Origin of the sequence: Kribbella flavida DSM 17836, assembly GCF_000024345.1 — a bacterium.
Lineage (GTDB): Bacteria > Actinomycetota > Actinomycetes > Propionibacteriales > Kribbellaceae > Kribbella > Kribbella flavida.
The window spans coordinates 5118749-5132531 of the sequence record NC_013729.1; the positions used below are offsets into that span (position 1 = coordinate 5118749).

At 69.5% G+C, this 13783-nt stretch carries 14 protein-coding genes; 5 read left to right on the plus strand and 9 right to left on the minus strand.

The features are described 5' to 3' along the window. Window positions 1–105 precede the first annotated feature (105 nt). The 5 genes from KFLA_RS23530 (at window position 106) to KFLA_RS23550 (ending at window position 7564) form a co-directional block, all read left to right on the plus strand. Complete coding sequence (locus tag KFLA_RS23530) at window positions 106–1719, plus strand: APC family permease (protein WP_012922320.1); 1614 nt, start codon at window positions 106–108, stop codon at window positions 1717–1719. Window positions 1720–1845: 126 nt separating this feature from the next. Then, a complete protein-coding gene (locus tag KFLA_RS23535; protein WP_012922321.1) occupies window positions 1846–2202 on the plus strand; it encodes a YraN family protein in 357 nt (118 codons plus the stop codon). Next, entirely contained in the window at window positions 2202–3782 is a 1581-nt protein-coding gene (locus tag KFLA_RS23540) for a YifB family Mg chelatase-like AAA ATPase (RefSeq protein ID WP_012922322.1), read from the plus strand. Before KFLA_RS23535 ends, KFLA_RS23540 begins: the two co-directional genes overlap by 1 nt. Before the next feature lie 344 nt (window positions 3783–4126). Beyond that, window positions 4127–5221: a DNA-processing protein DprA gene (gene dprA, locus KFLA_RS23545; protein WP_041289459.1), complete on the plus strand. Its 1095-nt coding sequence runs from the start codon at window positions 4127–4129 to the stop codon at window positions 5219–5221. A gap of 1905 nt (window positions 5222–7126) precedes the next feature. Then, window positions 7127–7564 carry a hypothetical protein gene (locus tag KFLA_RS23550; protein WP_041289460.1) on the plus strand — a complete coding sequence of 146 codons (438 nt, stop codon included), beginning with the start codon at window positions 7127–7129 and terminating at the stop codon, window positions 7562–7564. Window positions 7565–7819: 255 nt separating this feature from the next. Here the strand turns inward: KFLA_RS23550 and KFLA_RS23555 are convergent, their stop codons facing one another. The 9 genes from KFLA_RS23555 to rpsP form a co-directional block, all read right to left on the minus strand. Beyond that, window positions 7820–8143 carry a DUF2469 domain-containing protein gene (locus tag KFLA_RS23555; protein WP_012922325.1) on the minus strand — a complete coding sequence of 108 codons (324 nt, stop codon included), beginning with the start codon at window positions 8141–8143 and terminating at the stop codon, window positions 7820–7822. 22 nt (window positions 8144–8165) lie between these two features. Further along, a complete protein-coding gene (locus KFLA_RS23560; RefSeq protein WP_012922326.1) occupies window positions 8166–8864 on the minus strand; it encodes a ribonuclease HII in 699 nt (232 codons plus the stop codon). 223 nt (window positions 8865–9087) lie between these two features. Beyond that, a complete protein-coding gene (gene lepB / locus KFLA_RS23565) occupies window positions 9088–9858 on the minus strand; it encodes a signal peptidase I (protein WP_012922327.1) in 771 nt (256 codons plus the stop codon). After that, window positions 9855–10484, minus strand: a complete 630-nt coding sequence (lepB, locus tag KFLA_RS23570) for a signal peptidase I (protein WP_041290429.1) — start codon at window positions 10482–10484, stop codon at window positions 9855–9857. Before lepB (KFLA_RS23570) ends, lepB (KFLA_RS23565) begins: the two co-directional genes overlap by 4 nt. Before the next feature lie 137 nt (window positions 10485–10621). Continuing rightward, a complete protein-coding gene (gene rplS, locus KFLA_RS23575) occupies window positions 10622–10972 on the minus strand; it encodes a 50S ribosomal protein L19 (protein WP_012922329.1) in 351 nt (116 codons plus the stop codon). A gap of 154 nt (window positions 10973–11126) precedes the next feature. Continuing rightward, a complete protein-coding gene (trmD, locus tag KFLA_RS23580) occupies window positions 11127–12326 on the minus strand; it encodes a tRNA (guanosine(37)-N1)-methyltransferase TrmD (protein WP_012922330.1) in 1200 nt (399 codons plus the stop codon). Then, window positions 12326–12874 (minus strand): ribosome maturation factor RimM, encoded by a 549-nt coding sequence (gene rimM, locus KFLA_RS23585; protein WP_012922331.1) that lies wholly within the window; start codon window positions 12872–12874, stop codon window positions 12326–12328. The genes trmD and rimM overlap by 1 nt, the downstream gene beginning before the upstream one ends. A gap of 120 nt (window positions 12875–12994) precedes the next feature. Beyond that, entirely contained in the window at window positions 12995–13246 is a 252-nt protein-coding gene (locus KFLA_RS23590; RefSeq protein ID WP_012922332.1) for an RNA-binding protein, read from the minus strand. Between the two features lie 5 nt (window positions 13247–13251). Next, window positions 13252–13779, minus strand: coding sequence for a 30S ribosomal protein S16 (gene rpsP / locus KFLA_RS23595; RefSeq protein WP_012922333.1), 528 nt, complete (start codon window positions 13777–13779; stop codon window positions 13252–13254). Window positions 13780–13783 lie beyond the last annotated feature (4 nt).

Consider the following 13783-nt stretch of genomic DNA (forward strand, 5'->3'; position numbering starts at 1 on the left):
GCAAGCCACCGCGCGGAACCGAGACAGAGAAGGGCTGGTCCGTAGCCCACTGGTCGACTACTGTTCGGCCCGATTGCCCTAGTAGCAACGGAGGCACCCCTGACCATGGCCCCCTCAGCGAACGGACAGACCGTAGGCCGGCGCCTGCCGGTCGAGTCGGCGTTCACTCGAGTCGAGGAGGCGCGGCACCGACTGCCACGTCTGTTCGGCCGACGCGACCTCGTCGTGCTCGGCCTCGGTGTGATGATCGGTTCCGGCATCTTCAGCCTCAGCGGCAAGCAGGCCGCCACCGTGGCCGGCCCTGCCGTCATCCTGTCGTTCGTCATCGCGGCGCTCGTCTGCCTGCTCGCCGCCGCGTGCTACGCCGAGCTCTCGTCGACGATCCCGGTCTCCGGCAGCGCGTACACGTTCAGCTACGTCACCTTCGGCGAGATGTGGGCGTGGCTGGTCGGCTGGGCGCTGGTGCTGGAGCTCGTCACCGCAGCGGCGATCGTCGCCCGCGTCTGGTCCGCGTACTTCCTCGCCACCTTGAACGGTTTCGGCGTCACCCTGCCCGACGGACTGGCACAATTCTTCGGGCCCGACGCCGAGGTGAACCTCGTCGCCCCGCTGCTGTTGCTGCTGCTCACCGCGATGATCGTCACCGGTACGAAGTTGTCCGCGCGCGTCCTCACCATCGTGGTGCTGGCGAAGGTCGCGGTGATCCTGCTGGTCGTGGTGATCGGCGCGACGCACATCAACATGGACAACTTCCGCCCGTTCGTGCCGATGGCGCGGGCCGCTCCGGCGACCGCGAGTCCGACCCTGCTGGGCTGGATCCTGGACTCCTCGTTCGGGTCGTTCGGCGTGATGGGCATCTTCACCGCGGCGAGCGCGATCGTCTTCGCGTTCATCGGTTTCGACCTGATCGCCACCGCGTCCGAGGACGCCCGGAACCCGCGCAAGACGGTCCCGCAGGGCATGCTGCTCGGCGTCGGCGTGGTCACCATCCTCTACATCGCGATGGCGGTCGTGCTGGTCGGCCTGCGCCCGTACGCCCAACTGGGCGGCGGTGCGCCCGTGTCGGAGGCGCTGGAAGCGGTCGGCGTCGGCTGGGCCGCAGACGTGGTCAACCTGGGCGCACTCCTGGCGCTGATGACGGTGATCATGGTGGTGCTGATCGCCCAGAGCCGCGTTCTGTTCAACATGGGCCGCGACGGACTGCTGCCGAAGAGCCTTGGCCGGGTCAGCCGGGTGTACTCGTCGCCGGCCCGGGCGGCGACGGCGGCCGGTCTGGCCGCGCTGGCGCTCACGCTGTACCCGAAGGTCCTCGAGCTCGAGGAGCTGCTGGTCATCGGTGCGCTGTTCTGCTTCGCCTTCTGCGCGGTCGGCGTCCTGACCCTGCGCCGCTCCGAGCCGAACCTGGAGCGCGGCTTCCGGGTCCCGCTGGTGCCGCTGATCCCGCTGCTGTCGCTGGCCGCGACGCTGTGGCTGATGCTCAACCTGAAGACGAGCACCTGGACGAAGTTCGGCGTCTGGATGCTGCTCGGGCTCGCGATCTACGGCCTGTACGGCCGCTGGCACAGCCGCCTGGCCAACGAGGAGAGCTGGGACTTCGAGATCGGTGACACCGATCCGGGCACCGGCGGCCTGCAGCCGGTGCGCCAGGACCCGTCCAACGAGCTGCGCGCGAACCGCACCCCACCGAAGTCCACCCGCGGCAAACACATGCGCAACTGAGCACTCGTCGCTGACGCTTCCGCCGGCCGTCCCCTTGTGGGTCGCCGGCGGACTTGTCCACAGACCCGAAGTCCGCTCCGGCAGCGGCCACGTTTCCCGGCATGTTCTTGTCGGAGGTGGTCATCGATGCGGACCAAGGATGCAGTCGGGCAGTACGGCGAGCAGCTCGCCGCGGAACATCTCACCCAGGCGGGCTTCGCGATTCTCGCGCGCAACTGGCGCTGCGAGCTGGGTGAGATCGACATCGTCGCCCGTGAGGGCAGGGCGTTGGTCGTCTGCGAGGTGAAGACCAGACGCGGGCTGAACTACGGCAGCCCGCTGGAGTCCATCACCTATCGCAAGCTCAGCACCCTGCGCCGGCTGGTCGGTCGCTGGTTGCAGGAGCATGAGGTCCGGCCGCCGGAGGTCCGGATCGACGTGGTGTCCGTGCTCGTCCCACCCGGCGGTGCGCCGACCGTCGAGCACCTTCGGGGCGTGGGCTGATGGCCCTCGCCCAGGCCTGGTCGGTCGCGCTCGTCGGCCTCGAGGGGCACCTGGTCGAGATCGAGGCCGACATCGCCCAGGGCCTGCCGAAGACGACGCTGATCGGGCTGCCCGACGCCTCGCTCTCCGAGGCCCGCGACCGCGTCCGCGCCGCGGTCGTCAACAGCGGTGAGCGATTCCCCGATCGCAAGGTCACCATCGGCCTGTCCCCGGCGACCCTGCCGAAGACCGGAAGTCATTACGACGTTGCCATCGCCTGCTCGCTGCTCGCCGCCAGCGGCGTCCTGAACGGCGGTGAATTGCGGCACTGCGCGATGATCGGCGAGCTCGGTCTCGACGGCCGGGTTCGCGAGGTCCGCGGCGCCCTCGCGATGACCTTGGCCGCGGCCCGTTCCGGCTTCGCCCGGATCGTCGTCCCGGAGCTGAACGCCGGCGAGGCCCGCCTCGTCCCCGACATCACCGTGTACGGCGTCCGCTCGCTGCGGCAGGTGCTCGCGATGATCCGCGGGGACGAGATTCCCGACGAGGAGCCGCCGCGGGCTGAGCCGCGACTGATGTCGGAGTCGCTGACCCGGGTGCCCGAGGTCGATCTCGACGACGTGCTCGGCCAACGTGAAGGCCGCCGGGCGATCGAGGCTGCGGCCGCCGGCGGACACCACCTGTACCTGCACGGTCCACCGGGCTCCGGCAAGACCATGCTCGCCGAGCGCCTGGCGGGGTTGATGCCCGATCTCGAAACCGAGGAGTCCTTGGAGGTCTCGGCGGTGCACTCGCTCGCCGGACTGCTGACCAACGACGCCGAGCTCGTCCGCCGGCCGCCGTTCATCGCACCGCACCACACCGCGTCCCTGGTGAGCCTGGTCGGCGGCGGTTCCGGTATGCCGCGGCCGGGTGCGATCAGCTGCGCACATCGCGGCATCCTCTTCATCGACGAAGCGCCCGAGATGCACCCGCTGACACTCGACACCCTGCGGCAGCCGCTGGAGTCCGGCTACGTCGAAGTCCATCGAGCCGCGGCCGTTGCCAAGTTCCCCGCGCGCTTCCTCCTGGTTCTTGCCGCGAACCCGTGTCCCTGCGGTCAGGCCGGCACACCGACCGGCATCTGTACCTGCACCCCGCAGGTGCTCACCCGTTACCGGCAACGCATCAGCGGCCCGATCAAGGACCGAATGGACATCCAGCGCCAGATCCTTCCGGCGGCCCGCGGCGTCGGCACCGGCGAACGTCCCGAGTCCACCGCCGAGGTCGCTGCTCGCGTCCGCACAGCCCGTGATCGCCAGAGCTTCCGCTACCGCGACACCGCGTGGCACCTGAACTGCGAAGTGCCCGGCCCGATCCTGCGCCGCGACTACCCGCTCGACGACACCAGCCAGTCGATCCTCGAAGTCCACTACGCCGAAGGCCGCCTCACCGCCCGCGGCTTCGACCGTGTCGTCCGCCTCGCCTGGACTCTGACGGACCTGGCCGGCCTGGACGCCCCGACCCCGGCCCTCACCAACGAAGCCTTTCAACTCCGCAGCGGCGCTGCCCTCACTCCCCTCGAAGACGCCCGTCCCCTCAGAAAGCCCTTCACCCCATGACCAATCACCCCACCGCGCCCCAGATCACCACCACCTCGGCGTCAGGCATGCCGACTCCAGGTGGCGGCCGGCAACGCCGCACCCCGGCCTCGGCTTCTTCCATGGCCACGACTGTCGCGACCTCATCACCACAAGACACCACAGCCCAAGCGAGTCCTTCCAGCGCTCACCTGGCTCCCACGTTCCCCGCGGCCGACGCCGAGCACCCCCGTGGCTCGAGGTCCGCCGACGACTCCGAGCACACGCGGGATTCCGACCCCTCGTCGCACGCCGACGACAAGGCTCCCTCCACAGCCCTCGCGCACCCCGCGCCCTCCGACTCGGACCGGTTCGCGAGAGCAGCCTTGTCCCGCGTCATCGAGCCCGGCGACCCCGCCGCCCTCACAACCTTCGCCGGCCTCACACCACTGGAGATCTGGGACCTTCTCCACTCCACCGCCCCCGGCCTCGAACGCTGGTCGACCCGCCTGCCCCACGTCGACCCGGCCCGCGACCTCGACCGAGCCCACGCGGCGGGCGGCCGCTTCATCATTCCCGGCGACGACGAATGGCCCGACCAGCTCGAAGTCCTCACCGACGCCGGACAGCAAAGCCGTCGCGGCGGCGTCCCCTTCGGCCTCTGGGTTCGCGGCACCCCCAACCTCCGCGAGCTGCTCGCCAACTCCGTAGCCATCGTCGGCGCCCGAGCCTGCTCCTCGTACGGCGAGCACACCGCCGCCGAACTGGCCGCCGGCCTCGGCGACCACGGCACGGCCGTCGTCTCCGGCGGCGCCTACGGCATCGACGCCGCCGCCCACCGAGGCGCCCTCGCCAGCTCCGGCACCACGATCGCCGTCCTGGCCTGCGGCGTCGACGTCAGCTATCCCAAGCGCAACTCGGCTCTCTTCGACCGCATCGCCGCCGAAGGGCTGCTGCTCAGCGAGCTCCCACCCGGCTGCTCCCCCACCAAACTCCGCTTCCTCGCCCGCAACCGCCTGATCGCCGCCGCCACGCTGGGCACCGTCGTCGTCGAAGCCGCCATCCGCAGCGGCGCCCTCAACAGCGCCGGCTGGGCCGAGCAATGCGGCCGCGCCGTGCTCGCCGTCCCCGGCGCCGTCACCTCCCGCATGTCCGAAGGCGCCCACCTCCTCATCCGGGAACGCAACGCCACCCTCGCCACCTCGGTCGCCGACATCCTCGAAGCCATCTCACCCTTGGGCGAGCACCTGACCACCTATCCCCACGCCGCCCCCACTCCCATCGACGCCCTGGACCACGACCTCCGCCGCACCCTCGACGCCGTCCCGGTCCTCCGCCCCGCCCCCGCCCACCGCATAGCCATCACCGCCGGCCTGGACCTCGCCACAGTGCAGGAATGCCTGGAAACCCTGGACCAAGCGCACCTCATCGAATACACCCCCACCGGCTGGCACCTCACCCGCCAAACCCCTGACCTCTGACCTCTGACCCCTGGGATCGTCGGTTCCCGCCGGTTCCCCTCTCCCGCAGTGCTCCAACCCGCCGGCCTCGTGTCCAGCCACTTGCGCCCCACACCCAACGCCGAAGGCCGCGCCGCCGGCCCGTCACCCAGCCCTGTGCTGCCAGGCCGTACGACGCGGACGCAGCACCGTCGACAACTGACCGGAAGGAACGCTCCTGCCTGCTCTTCTTCCATGTGCGCGAGAAGGCTCAGCCTGACACCACGCCCCTTCCTGGTCACGCACGAACGACCAGGCGCATGCTTTCGAGCCGCGTGCAACGGGGCGCACCCTGAGCGGTTGCGGTTCAAGTGGGCATCCGACTGCGCCTACGCCGTCGACGACCCGTACGGCGGTGCGAGCTGGGTGTCGCGGACCGATATGACGAGACAGCGGTCGAGGTCGCCAGCGGCGCACCTCCGCCGGTGAGTACGCCACAGCATCGGCCGTGGTCCTGGAACGAGATGCACCGCCGGCCGCTGTTGGTCCTCGTGAACGCCGGCGTGCGGACCTGTCGACGGCGTGGTGGGCTGCCGGATCGGCACTTGTGCCCGGCCGTAGGGCAACCTTCCGGCCAGCATCGGCGTACCAGTGATGTGAGAATCAGTCTGACCGACGAGGCGGGAGCTCGATGGCGGCCCGGCTGAAGACCTCGGGCGCGGCCGGCCCACTCGGCGCGGCGGACAAGCCGGGCGTCCGCCTGTTCCGGCCGGGTCCGGTCTGGTGTCGACGAGGCGAACGAGCTGCTCCGGAGCCTGTGAGGGCTGGTGTGCTGCTGGACGTGGGTCGGCATGACGAGGACACGATCGGTCTCCCTCAAGCGACGCGCCTCGCGCCGTACCGGTGCATGAGTTCCGGTCGGGCCGAAGTCGACGATCGGCACCGCAAGCTGCTCGGACACGCGCTACGGCGGGCGGCCTCCGACCCTCCAGGAGTGGTGGATCGAAAAACGGGACGTGGCCTGCCCCGGACACGTAGAGGTTGTGGCGCCACCACCGCTACGCCGGAGCAGTCCGCAGCACTCCGGCAAGCGGCCTGGCCGAGGAAGGCGTCCTCCGTGTCATCGCACGGTTCGCGCGCCAGAGACCGACGGATGGGTCGGGGAGCAGCACGGTGGCGGTCTTCTTGACGACATCGCAGCAGATCGGTCCCGGCGCACGTCTTTACGGCGGACAGACCAGTTCGATCGAGGAGACGGTGGGTCACTTGAACGCGACTTTCCAGAAGGGGGCAGTCATGATGCCCAGCGGTAGGGACGCTGACGAAGGATGGCCGAGCATTGGGATCGATCCTGACGAGTCCGAGCAGGCGGCGACCATGTCCGGTGCCCGGCACCAGACATGGTCGGAATCAGCACCGGCTCGTCGTCGCTCACCTCGGGGGTTCGGGAGCTGTTGACACCCCCGAGGGCTGCGGGGTTGGTCGACGAGCGACGCTGCTGTCGAGCCGCGCCGCGCTACCCCGGCCCCGCCTCCCGGCCGCAAACAGCGATCAGTGCCCACAGCGCCAAATCACTGCGTACAGCGGCCGCATGAGTGGCTCTGGGCAGCCTTTGGGTGCGGAACGGGCACTACCCGGTGTGAAGATCATCTTGACCGACGAGGCCGTGACCTCGATGGCAGCCATGTCCACGCCCCCGGCGCTGCGGGCTCCACCTCGGGCGGCGAACAAGTCCGACGCCCGGCCGCCGAACCGCTTGCGGAAGGTAACCATTGCGGCCCCGAGCCGTCTTCATCGTTCCCGCGAGCTTTCCTTCGCGGTCCGCGCCTGCTCGAAACGGTATGCCGGCGTCCTCGGTGTAAGCAAACAGCTCGCGCGCCAATACACGAACCGAACGGGTGCTTCGTGCGCTCAGGTGAACGCGATTTTCGGAAAGGGATGATGGCGATGCGCAACGGCACGAACCACGATGGGGGATGGTCGGCCATCGGGTTCGATCCTGACGAGTTCGAGCGGTTCTTTCGCGAGCAGGTCGACGGGGTCCGCTCGATCGTTGCGGGCGAGGTCACCGAGCCGGCGGTGATCCGTGACGCGGTGGCCGAAGTCTTCCTGACCACCGTCGCGCTCGCGCGAATGGGCATGCTGGACGACCGCGAGGTCGCCGACTGGCTGCCTACCCTGGCCGCCACCCAGGCTGCCGCCGCGCGCGATCGGGCGGCCCGGCCTCGCGTGCCGGACACAGCGACTCCCGATGACCAGCCGCCGCTCGGCGCAGAACCATTGGGCGGCCGCAAGCCGCTCTCTGTCGACGACCGGCGCACCCTCGACCAGCTTCGCTGGGTCATCGCCCGCCGATCGACGCAGTCCTGGCGCGCCAATCCCTGAAACCCGGTTGACGCCCAGAGATCGAAGTCGGCGCCCCGGGACGGCAGCCGACGCCCCGAAGTCGGGTTCGGCGCCTGGAACCACAATCGCGTTGCAGGAGCTCGAACGAGCGGACCAGCGAGCGGCTTCGGGACGTGGCCGATCGTTGGTCGCACCGGTGGGATCGCGAGAGCGGCAGGGCGCCCTGGCGAGCCCAGGTCATGCTGCCAGGGCGGAGCAGCCCCGTCGACAAGCCGTCGACGAAGTGCTGCGGGGTCAGCGGCCGAAGTCGGAGTCCTTGGGGACCTCGAGGTCGGACTTGGCGAGCTCTTCGATGTTGACGTCGCGGAAGGTGACGACCTTGGCGTTCTTGACGAAGCGGGCGGACCGGTAGACGTCCCAGACCCAGGCGTCGGCCATCGTCACCTCGAAGTAGACGTCACCGCCTTCGGTGCGGACCTTCAGGTCCACCGCGTTGCACAGGTAGAACCGGCGTTCGGTCTCCACGACGTACTTGAAGATCCCGACGACGTCCTTGTACTCCCGATAGAGCTGCAGCTCCATGTCGGTTTCGTACTTCTCGAGGTCGTCAGCGCTCACGCCTTCACCTCGCTACGCTCGCTCATCGGCTCTCCACTCCGGTGGGACTGGCCACATTCTGTCCCATATCGGGCCGCAGACTGCGGCGGACATTCTCGAACCGCCGTCGATGTTGTGGACACGGGCCGTATTCGTCCAGCGCCGCTTGGTGCTCAGGGGTGCAGTATCCCTTGTGGATCGCGAAACCGTACTGGGGGTACACCGTGTCCCAGTGCTCCATGATCCGGTCGCGGGTCACTTTGGCGACGACGGAGGCCGCGGCGATGCAGGCGGCGACCCGGTCGCCCTTCCAGATCGCCAGGCCGGGCACGCCGAGACCGTCGACGCCGAAGCCGTCGGTGAGCACGTACTGCGGGCGCACGTCCAGGCGGAACAGGGCCCGGCGCAGCGCCTGGACGTTGGCGACGTGCATGCCGAGGCGGTCGCACTCGTCGGCCTCGATCGAGACGACGGACCAGGCGAGCGCACGCTTGCGGATCTCGTCGTAGCAGCGTTCGCGAGCCTTGGCGGTGAGCAGCTTGGAGTCGGCGAGCTCGGGGATCTGACCGCGCTTGCCGTCCGGCAGGATCACCGCGGCGGCGACCAGCGGGCCGGCGCACGGACCACGGCCGGCTTCGTCGACGCCGGCGATCGGGTCGAGGCCGACGCGGCGCAGGGCACGTTCGTAGCCGTACAGACCGGCGTCCCGCCGGATGGTGCTGCCGCGGGGCAGAGCGCTCATCCGGTCCTCCCTACAGTGCGGACACCACCACGCATCGAAGCATGCATCGAAGCACGGCTCAGAACAGTACGACGTACGGCGACCGCACCGAGACCGGCAGCCGAGGGACGCGCAGCAAGTACGCCGACGCGGGCGGCATCCCCCGGACGAGGGGCCGAGCGAGCCGGGGCGGCGCCAAGTGGTGCCGTGGGCGGGTGTGCGGTGGAGGGCACGGGTGCTCCGCTTACTTGGGAGGTGCTGTCAGGGAGATCGAAGGCTTGGCGGGCGGCGGTTCGACGGCCGGCGGCACGCTCTTGAAGGTGTCGGGCACGCCGAGCTTGCCGAAGTTGCTGGCCGGCCAGACGACCAGAACGGCGCGGCCCGTGACCTTGTCCAGCGGAACGAACGCCGCGTCGCCGGGGGTGCTGCCTTCGGAGCCGGCGTCGCTGAGGTGGACCCGGGAGTCGCCCGACTCCGAGCGGTGGTCGCCCATCACGAACACGTGCCCGGCCGGCACGGTGACCTGGAACTCCATCGCCGACGGGGCGTCACCGGGGAACAGGTAGCTGGACTCCTCCAGCGGCTGTCCGTTGACCAGCAGGCGACCCTGGGCGTCGCAGCAGGCGACCTTGTCGCCCGGCATGCCGACCAGTCGCTTGATCAGGTGACCGTGGCTGGAGTCCGGCAGCAGGCCGACGACCTCGAAGAACCGGCCGACCGAACCGCGCTTCTGGCCGCTCTCCTCGGTGCCCAGCCAGCCGCCCGGGTCCTCGAACACGACCACGTCACCGCGCTCGACGTCGGTGATCTTCTCGACCACGACCCGGTCGCCGACGAGCAGCGTGTTCTGCATCGACTCGCTGGGGATGATGAACATCTGCCCCACGAAGGCCCGCAGGATCGACGAGACGATCAGCGCCCCGACCACGATCAGCACGAACTCACGCGCCGCGGCGGCGAGTCCCGACCGGTGGCGAGGGGTCTTGTCCGGCGTCTCCGTCGATGTATCGGTCACTTCTTCAGCCCCGGCTTCTTGAAGGTTTCCGGAGGACGCAGCATCGTCATCCGGTCAGACGGCCAGATTACGCAACAGGCCCGGCCAACCACGTTGTCCACCGGCACGAACCCACCACCGGGTCCGCCCATGTGGGCGCGGGAGTCGGCCGACTCGGCCCGGTTGTCCCCCATCACCCACAGGTGACCGGGCGGCACCACCACGTCGAACGGCTGCAGCGAAGGCTTGGCGCCCTCCAGCAGGTACTCCTGCTCGTCCAGCGGGATCTTGTTGACCAGGATCCGGCCGGAGCGGTCGCAGCAGAACACCCGGTCGCCGCCGAGGCCGATCACCCGCTTGACCAGGTGTCCCTCACCGCTGCGCGGCAGGATGCCGACGAACTCACCGAGACGGCGCAGGGCACCGGGGGTTTCCTGCTCCTCGTTCAGCCAGTTGCCGGGGTCCTTGAAGACGACGATGTCGCCGCGGTCGACGTCGCGCTGCAGGTAACTGACCTTCTCGGCCAGGATGCGGTCGTTCGTCGTCAGCGTGTTGTACATCGACTCCGAGGGCACGTAGAACGCCTCGGCGACAAAAAGCCTCAGAACAACCGTGATGACCAGGGCGAGCACCGTCACCGTGGTCATCTCGATCAACAGGCTGAGCAGCGGGTTCCGCTGCTTCAGCCTGCGATGCCGTCCTTTGCTGCGACGTGCCCTCTTGGCTACCGGGCGAGCGCGAGTCGCAGTGCTCGGCGCCATACCTGACCGTCGTCGCTAGGGACTCAGGCGTCCCGCTTCTCCTTGATCTTGGCTGCCTTGCCGCGCAGCTCACGCAGGTAGTACAGCTTGGCGCGGCGGACGTCGCCGCGGGTGACGACCTCGATCTTGTCCACGATCGGGGTGTGCACCGGGAAGGTGCGCTCGACGCCGACGCCGAAGCTGACCTTGCGGACCGTGAAGGTCTCCTGCAGGCCACCACCCTGGCGGCGGATCACGACGCCCTTGAACACCTGGACGCGGGACCGGTTGCCCTCGACCACCTTGACGTGCACGTTCACCGTGTCACCGGGGCGGAAGGACGGGACGTCGTCGCGCTTGCTCGCGTTGTCGAGCTCGTTCAGGACGTTGCTCATCAGGTGTTCCATTTCTCGCGCGTGCCACAGGTCACCCACGAAAGTCGGTGGTGCAGAATCGGTTGGCGTCGCCGGACGGTGGTCACCCCCTGTGGCAGGAGCACCGAATGGCAACAGCGACCAAGTTTGCCACACCGGCGCAGCGGCGGCGAAATCAGCGACGGCGCCGTCGCTTCGCCAGCAGCACCAGGTCGACCTTCGCGGTGTGCGCGTCCTGGCGCACCTCCCGGTACCCGGCCTTCCGGTAGAGCCGCAGGTTGCCCTCGCTGTCCGCCCCGGTGAACAACTCGTACTGCGTGACCTCGGCCGGCGCGGTCTGCTCGGCGATCTTCAGCAGCCGGGTCCCCACCCCACGGCCCTGCCAGTCCGGGGCCACCATCAGCCGGCCGATCCGTCCCACCGACCCGTCGACGGCGACGTGCACCGAGCCCACGATCCTCGTCCCGGCGACGGCCTTCCAGACCCGGCCCTGCCGGATCCGCTCGACCGTGCCGTCCAGGTGCTCCACCAGCGGCGGGATGGTGAAGTCGTCGTAGGCCAGCGCCTCGGACAGGTAAGCCGCGCGTTGCAGCGTGTGGATCTCCCCCGCGTCGCTTTCCACGGCCGGCAACACCTCGACCAGCGACGCCGCGTCGTCCTTCCCGGTCACGGCGTCACCCCAGGCGGCCAGGAGATCCGGCCGCCGCTCCGCAGTACGCCGTACTGCCTGTTCGTGGCGCCACTTGGCGATCAGCGCGTGGTTACCTGACAGGAGCACGTCCGGTACGTCGTGGCCGCGCCAGGACGTCGGCTTCGTGTAGACCGGGTACTCCAGCAGGCCGTCGCCGGAGTGGGACTCCTCGGCCAGGGACTCCGGGTTGCCGATCACACCGGGCAGCAGGCGGGCCACGGCCTCGACCATGACGAGCACCGCCACCTCGCCGCCGTTCAGCACGTAGTCGCCGATCGAGACCTCGTCCACCCGCATCCGCTCAGCCGCGTACGACGCCACTCGCGCGTCGATGCCTTCGTACCGGCCGCAGGCGAAAGCCAGCCAGGGCTCGGCCGCCAGCTCGTAGGCCAGCTCCTGCGTGAACGGGCGACCCGCAGGCGTCGGCACGATCAGCCGGGGCTGCGCCGGGCCGTCGATCGGTGCGACGGCGTCCAGCGCCTGCCCCCAGGGTTCAGGCTTCATCACCATGCCCGCACCACCGCCGTACGGGGTGTCGTCGACCGTGCGGTGCCGGTCGTGCGTCCACTCGCGCAGGTCGTGCACCCGGACGTCCAGCAGCCCGCTCTTCGCCGCTTTGCCGACCAGACTGAGGTCCAGCGCGGCCAGGTACTCCGGGAAGATCGAGACGACGTCCAGCCTCATCAGCTGTCGCCTGGCTCGGTCGGAGTCACCTCAGCACCCTCGGGGTCGAGCAGGCCCGGCCGGTCGGCCACCAGCACGTACTTCTCGTCCAGGTCGATCTTGGGCACCAGCTGCTCGACCAGCGGAACCAGGACGGCGTTGCCGGCCGGGCGGCGAATCTCCAGCAGGTCCTGGGACGGCAGGTGGACGACGTCGATCACCTCGCCGGCCTGCTCGCCGTCGGTCGTCCGCACGCTCAGGCCGATCAGCTCGCGGTCGTAGTACTCCTCGGGGTCCTCCGGGCGCTCGTCCTCGGCGATCTCGGCCTGCAGCACCAGGTTGCGCAGCTGCTCGGCGGCGGTCCGGTCCGGGCTCTCGACGAACTTCACCAGCAGGCGCCCGCTGTGCCAGCGGCTGGACTCGACGGTCAGGGTCCGGGGCGGCTTGGTGTCCGTGACCAGGGTCGCGCCGTCGGCGAACCGCCGGTCCGGCTCGTCGGTCCTGACGTCCAGCCCGACCTCGCCCTTGATCCCGTGTGCCCGGCCGATCCGGCCGACGGTCACCAACACCGCATGTCCCTCTTTCTGCTCGCGCCGGCCCGGACGGGCCGGTCGCTCGTGGATCCGACAACGAAGATACGACGAAGGGCCGCACCCAGCCGGGTACGGCCCTCCAGGACGTGCTGCGGCTCAGCGGCGCGGGCGCCGGTTGAGCTCGTCGACGAAGTCGATCCGGACCGACGACTCGGAGCTGAGCGCTCCGACCACGGTACGGATCGCGGTCGCCGTGCGGCCGTTGCGGCCGATCACCTTGCCGATGTCCTCGGGGTGCACGTGCACCTCGAGGGTGCGTCCGCGGCGCAGGTTCCGGGCGCGGACGCTGACGTCGTCAGGGTTGTCCACGATGCCCCGGACCAGGTGCTCGAGCGCCTCGGTCTCCATCACGGTCAGGCCTTGGCGTCGTCGGCCGGCGCGGCCTCGGCGGCCGCCTCGGGCGCGGCAGCCTCAGGAGCAGCCTCGGCCGGAGCCTCGGCGGCGGCCTCGGCCGGAGCCTCGGTCTTGGCCGCGTCGTCCTTCTTGTCGGCCTTCTTCGCGGCGGCCTTCTTGGTCGTCACAGCCTCGGTCTTCAGCGTGCCGTGCGCCTCGGCGAGGGCCTCGTTGAAGATCTCCTGCTTGTCCCGCTTGGGCTCCTTGACCCGCAGCGGCGCCGGAGCCTCCAGGCCCTTGAACTTCTGCCAGTCGCCACTGGCCTTGAAGATCGCCTGAACGGCCTCGGTCGGCTGCGCGCCGACGCTCAGCCAGTACTGCGCCCGGTCCGACTCGACGTGGATGAACGACGGCTCGGTCTTCGGGTTGTACTTGCCGATCTCCTCGATGGCGCGGCCGTCACGCTTGGCGCGGGCGTCCATCACGACGATGCGGTAGTGCGGCGCACGCTTCTTGCCGATGCGCTTCAAACGGATCTTGACTGCCACGTTT